We start from the raw sequence: 1,632 nt of genomic DNA, 5'->3' as shown, positions 1-1,632 counted from the left end.
GCGTCATCGCCGCAGTCATTCCCGGAAGATGCGCCGCGCCGCCCGCGCCCGCGATGATCGCCTTCAGCCCGCGCCCCGCCGCGGTCTTCGCATAATCGTAAAGCCGGTCGGGCGTCCGGTGCGCCGAGACCACCCGGGTTTCGTGCGCGACGCCGAGCGAGGTCAGCGTCTCGGCGGCATGGCGCATCGTCTCCCAGTCGGAGCGGCTGCCCATGATGATGCCGACAATCGGAGACGCCTCGCCCATATCCTCGTTCGCCTTGCTCAAATCCGCGAAGCACAGCGCCTTAGTGGAGAGCGGCAAAACGTGCAATCGGATGCGCCCGAACCGCACGTTTCACCTTAATTTTCTTTTAATTTACGCCACGCAATAATAAGGCTGCTGGAGACAACCGGGTCGCAATGGGGGAAATCCGGAGGAACTGGGGATATGGCGGAGGCGTCTTCGCTGAATTCGAGTGCGCGGGGAACGCACGAGGATGTCGGCACATTACGCGACGAGAATGAGGTTTTACGAACAACGCTTGCGGATATGCGTGCGCGCGTTGAGGAACTGGAACGGCTGGCGGACAGCGACACGCTGACCCCGCTTCCCAATCGCCGCTATTTCGTGCGCGCGCTGAGCCGCGTGCTTGCGCACGTCGCGCGCCACGACACGCCGGCGGTCGCGATGTTCGTCGATCTCGACGGGTTGAAGACGATCAACGACCGGCACGGGCACGGCGCGGGCGACGCCGCGCTCATTCACGTGGCGGCGCTGCTGCGGCGCCATATCCGCGTCACCGACGTCGTTGCGCGCATCGGCGGCGACGAGTTCGGCCTTCTGCTCGATCAGCTCGACGAGAACGACGCCGAGCGCAAGGCGCGTTCGCTCGAACAGCTCATCGAGAAGAACCCGCTGGAGCTGAAGGGCAAGACCTTGCCGCTCACCGTCTCGATCGGCTCGACCGCGCTTCGCGCGGACGACACGACCGAAAGCGCGCTGGCCCGCGCTGATGCCAAAATGTATGGCACCAAGCGCGGCTGACCGCGCCCGTCAGCGCTCCGACAGGTAATAGCGGTCGATCGCCGCCAGCGTATCGTCGAGCTCGTAGACGATCGGCTGCCCCGTCGGAATCTCAAGCCCGGTGATCTCGTCGTCGGGAATGTTGGACAGATGCTTGACCAGCGCGCGCAACGAATTGCCGTGCGCCGAGATCAGCACGCGCTTGCCCGCCTTGAGCTCCGGCGCGATCCGCGTCTCCCAATAGGGAAGCACGCGCGCGATGGTGTCCTTGAGGCTTTCGGTGTTGGGTACCGCTATCCCCGCATAGCGGCGGTCGCCCGACAGGTCCCAGGCGCTGCCCGTCTCCAGCGGCGGCGGCGGCACGTCGAAGCTGCGGCGCCAGATATGCACCTGCTCGGCGCCGTGTCTCGCCGCGGTCTCGGCCTTGTCCAGCCCCGTCAGTCCGCCATAATGGCGCTCGTTCAGCCGCCAGTCCTTCTCGACGGGGAGCCAGAGCCGCCCCATTTCCTCGAGCGCCAGATGCAGCGTCTTGATCGCGCGCGTCTGCACCGAGGTGAAGCACTGATCGAAATCGAGCTCCTTCTCCTTCATCAGCCGGCCCGCCGCGCGCGCTTCCTCCGCGCCCT

The 1,632-nt window shown here is 65.6% G+C and carries 3 protein-coding genes; 1 reads left to right on the top strand and 2 read right to left on the bottom strand.

Going from position 1 to position 1,632, the window contains the following annotated elements:
• On the bottom strand, window positions 1-247 hold a 247-nt coding region (locus tag VGD20_RS09935), incomplete at its 3' end, for an AIR carboxylase family protein (RefSeq protein WP_331134286.1).
• 285 nt (window positions 248-532) lie between these two features.
• On the opposite strand from VGD20_RS09935, the gene VGD20_RS09930 reads away from it, so the two are divergent.
• Complete coding sequence (locus VGD20_RS09930) at window positions 533-1,027, top strand: GGDEF domain-containing protein (protein WP_331134285.1); 495 nt, start codon at window positions 533-535, stop codon at window positions 1,025-1,027.
• Window positions 1,028-1,036: 9 nt separating this feature from the next.
• Here VGD20_RS09930 and VGD20_RS09925 read toward each other — a convergent pair.
• Window positions 1,037-1,632: 2,3-bisphosphoglycerate-dependent phosphoglycerate mutase (locus tag VGD20_RS09925; RefSeq protein ID WP_331134284.1), on the bottom strand; the 596-nt coding region annotated here is incomplete at its 5' end.

The organism is Sphingopyxis sp. (assembly GCF_036402335.1).
GTDB lineage: Bacteria > Pseudomonadota > Alphaproteobacteria > Sphingomonadales > Sphingomonadaceae > Sphingopyxis.
This window is presented reverse-complemented; position numbering and strand designations above follow the sequence as displayed.